Origin of the sequence: Paenibacillus senegalensis JC66 (assembly GCF_000285515.1) — a bacterium.
Taxonomy (GTDB): Bacteria; Bacillota; Bacilli; order Paenibacillales; family NBRC-103111; genus Paenibacillus_L; species Paenibacillus_L senegalensis.
In genome coordinates, this window is record NZ_HE610964.1 from 1 (window position 1) to 3,636 (window position 3,636).

Annotated in this window: 2 protein-coding genes, 1 rRNA gene and 2 pseudogenes; 2 read left to right on the forward strand and 3 right to left on the reverse strand. The window is 42.4% G+C overall.

What is annotated here, in order from left to right; all coding sequences use genetic code 11:
- A 16S ribosomal RNA gene (locus PSHG_RS23440) occupies positions 1-105 on the reverse strand; the annotation flags it as partial.
- A 451-nt stretch (positions 106-556) separates the two neighbouring features.
- Positions 557-1,213, reverse strand: a pseudogene (locus PSHG_RS29665) (helix-hairpin-helix domain-containing protein); the annotation flags it as partial.
- A gap of 2 nt (positions 1,214-1,215) precedes the next feature.
- Between PSHG_RS29665 and PSHG_RS32045 the strand changes: the two are divergent.
- Positions 1,216-2,208 carry a sensor histidine kinase gene (locus tag PSHG_RS32045; RefSeq protein WP_010278557.1) on the forward strand — a complete coding sequence of 331 codons (993 nt, stop codon included), beginning with the start codon at positions 1,216-1,218 and terminating at the stop codon, positions 2,206-2,208.
- Positions 2,209-2,298: 90 nt separating this feature from the next.
- Positions 2,299-3,010, forward strand: a pseudogene (locus PSHG_RS32100) (transposase); the annotation flags it as partial.
- A gap of 421 nt (positions 3,011-3,431) precedes the next feature.
- Here the strand turns inward: PSHG_RS32100 and PSHG_RS30175 are convergent.
- Positions 3,432-3,635: a hypothetical protein gene (locus PSHG_RS30175; protein ID WP_010278563.1), complete on the reverse strand. Its 204-nt coding sequence runs from the start codon at positions 3,633-3,635 to the stop codon at positions 3,432-3,434.
- Position 3,636 lies beyond the last annotated feature (1 nt).

The window sequence follows — 3,636 nt, forward strand, 5'->3', positions numbered from 1 at the left end:
TCCGCCGCTAATCTTTGGGAGCAAGCTCCCTCCAATTCGCTCGACTTGCATGTATTAGGCACGCCGCCAGCGTTCGTCCTGAGCCAGGATCAAACTCTCCGTAAAAGGACCTTTCCTGACGAATCAGGTCCGGTCTATATCCGTAGAGCGATTAGCTCATGTAAATCAACGTTTTGCACACGGTCCATTAGACCGCTGCACTGGCTTAATTTCCAATCTATTTGTTCAGTTTTCAAAGAGCTTATATCTGTGAAGCATTTTCGCTGTCACAAGATCATATCTTACCACGTTGAAAGCTGAAAGTCAACAATAAATTTTATTAATAACTTTCACATCAAAGTGTCGGATAAACCGTCGAAGACGGCGAGAACTAATATACCACAGATAAGAAAAGATATGCAAGCTTTTTTTAGTGTTTCTATATTTAACCTAATTACGACAGTTTCAAACACCCTAATCAACAATTATTTTTTATTTCATTTTTACTGGATGAATTAAGGCAGCTACCATTCCAAAAAGAACGGAAACTGCCTTTGATTTTGTAAATTACACAGGTCTACTCTTCCAGAAGTTTCAACAGTTCCTGCTCGTCCTCTAATACTTCAATCCCCAGATCCTTAGCTTTGGTCAGTTTGCTCCCAGCACTTTCGCCAGCAATAACCAAATCTGTCTTTTTGGATACACTCCCGGTTACTTTTGCCCCGAGTGCCTCCAACTTGCGGGACAGATCATCGCGGCCGAATGAAGACAATGTGCCGGTAATGACAATCGTTTTTCCGTAAAAAGGATGATCCTCATTTGCCGGAGCTGCCGCCTCTTCAGCATAAGGGCGGACACCAAGACTAAGCATTTTTTCAATACTCTTACGCATAAGCGAGTCCGAAAAGAAAGTGACGATGCTTTCAGCAACAATGCCCCCGATATCAGGAAGCTCCATTAATTCTTCAACAGAAGCCTGCATGATCCGGTCGAGACTGCGGTAATGCTCGGCCAGCTCTCTAGTCGTTGTTTTCCCGGTGTTAGGGATTCCTAAAGCAAACAAAAAGGAGCCAAGATCCTTCTGCTTACTCTTCTCAATAGCCTCAAGTAAATTGTTTGCCTTCTTCTCGCCGAACCTCTCCAGTCCAATTAATTGATCAAAAGTGACCTCGTACAAGTCCGCTGGATCGCGAACGCCGACCTCTTGGTACAATTGTTCTGCAGTTTCTAAACTATTTGAACGATAAACGACTCTTCCTTTCTTACTATGTCGTATTGATGATTTTTATTTCACTGGTGATTGCCGCGGTATCCCAGAACAATTATGCGCCGAACATTATTTATGTAAATATCGGCGGTCTTTTCATATCCGCGGTTTATCTTGTTGCGGATTATTTCCGCATGTATCCAAGTCTGAAGACGTTGCGGGAATTATGCCAAGATGGAGGGATTGAGAACGCGGCGATCTTCCCGAAAGCGAATAATCATGAACAAGAGCTGTATTATCGCTTTATTAAAAAGCTGTATCTCGAACACACAAAGGAAGTTGAAAAGCTGTTCGACGAAAAGCTCGATTACAAGGACTTTATCATGGCTTGGATTCACGAGGTGAAAACCCCCATTACAGCGACAAGGCTCCTGATTCAAAATACCGACGGCAAGAGCGCCGCCTATATCGCTGATCTGTTCGAAAACGAGCTGGATAAGATTGACCAATTTGTGGAACAGGCACTTTACTATTCCCGGATTGATTCCTTCTCGAAAGACTATCTCATTCAAGAGGTATCTCTGAACCGCCTTGTGAAGGAGACCGTCAAGAAATACGCAAAACTGTTTATTGAGCGAAAAATCACCTTTTTTATGCGAGAAGACGAGGTTTTCGTTTACAGCGATCCGAAGTGGCTCTCCTTTATTATTGGACAGATCATCGCAAATTCACTGAAGTATACAAATGCCGGCGGGACCGTATCCTTTGACATACAACATACACCAAATACAACTTGTCTTGTCATAAGGGATACCGGGACCGGCATAAGCCCGGAGGATATCGGAAGAGTGTTCGATAAAGGCTTTACTGGATCAAGCGGCAGAATACAATCGAAATCGACAGGTATGGGGCTCTATTTGGCGAACCGGCTTGTGCTAAAGCTGGGACATGAAATCGAAATTGAATCCAAGGAAAAAGAATTTACGCAAGTCATCATTCGTTTTTTGCGCAGCGATCTTTAGATTATTTGGACTCGAGGTAGGACAAGCAGAATGATAGACGTGTCACCTACTAAAACACTGGATTTAGACGATGTTATTGCGATTTCTGCTAAGTCCAATCTTCGTAAAGTGAAGACCTATGCTGCTGATGCTTATCTTTTGGGAGAGCTGTACTACAAAGAAGAGTTTCAACCTTTTAGTGTGCAACTGCTTAATCTGCGCTATCTAACGCGACAATATGTGTCTCTTTCGAAGATGTGTGACAGAATAAATTGCAATTTCAAGCTGTTTTGGATCAGGTTTTCCCTGCCTATAAAGGTGTCTTCTGAGCTATGTATTCAGGCATTTCACTAAGGTTCTTAAGTGATTCCAACGTCATATTCAATTTTGCAGACGGACCAATAAACGCTTAAAGCCAAAAGAATTGCTTTCAACGAAACGAGGTCGTTCAAGGCCTGGATTAACGAGCGAGTAAAGCGGCTGCTGGATGCGGCAAAACAAAATCCATTTGAGCAAACCATGTACTCGAGCCACTAATTAATTTAAAGGTTCTCATGGCCCTCATTTTTCAGTACCAAGAGCATCTTGCTGAGCTGGAACAGAACATAGATGCTCTGGCTGGAGAAATCGAAGAGTATGATTTAATCCAGTCGATTCCCGGTTTCGTCCATAAAATTGTTGCAACAATTTTATCGGAAATTGGAGAAATCAACCGATTGATCATCCTAAAAAATTTGTCGCCTTTGCGGGCATCGATCCGAGTGTTTTCTCTTCGGGTAAGTTTACGGCAACCCGGATTCGAATTACCAACCGCGATTCTCGGTAGCCTCGTTACGCCCTGGTTATGGCCGTTCAATGCGGACTTATTGAGTTCATGGGCTACTTTCAGATCAGGCAGAATACCTAACCGAGCATTTAAGAGAAATTCTTCACGCTCATTTAGATCGTGTTTACGCTTTAGGAGGATAAACCTTTAACGCATTGGTTATGCCTTTCCTAAGCTGTCATTTTAGCTTTGATAGCCTTTCTAACACCGTCTAATGCTTGGTTAGCCATTCGGGACAATGTGGAACTTACAAACAACCACTTTCGCGTATGGTAAGAGGTATAAAAGACATCTTTTTAAGGTTAAACATACCAATTGTGGACGTATTTCAATATAGGTCCCAGCCCTAATTTCTGAAACAAGTTGTAATGACAGTTTCCTTGGTTCAGTAACTATGTGTTCTTGAGTGGATAATAGCTTAGTCATCTTTGCCTTTTATTTTGAGAGAACCTGCACCAATAATTGCTCCAAGTATTAATAGTGCTACACTGGCTAATATTTCATACCCTTGCAAAGCCTCGATGTAATTAACGAGAAACCAGCTTGGACCCCCATCTGCTAATCGGTTTATAATCCCTCCAACACCTTGAATTAATAGAAGTAGACTTACACCGCTTGCAATT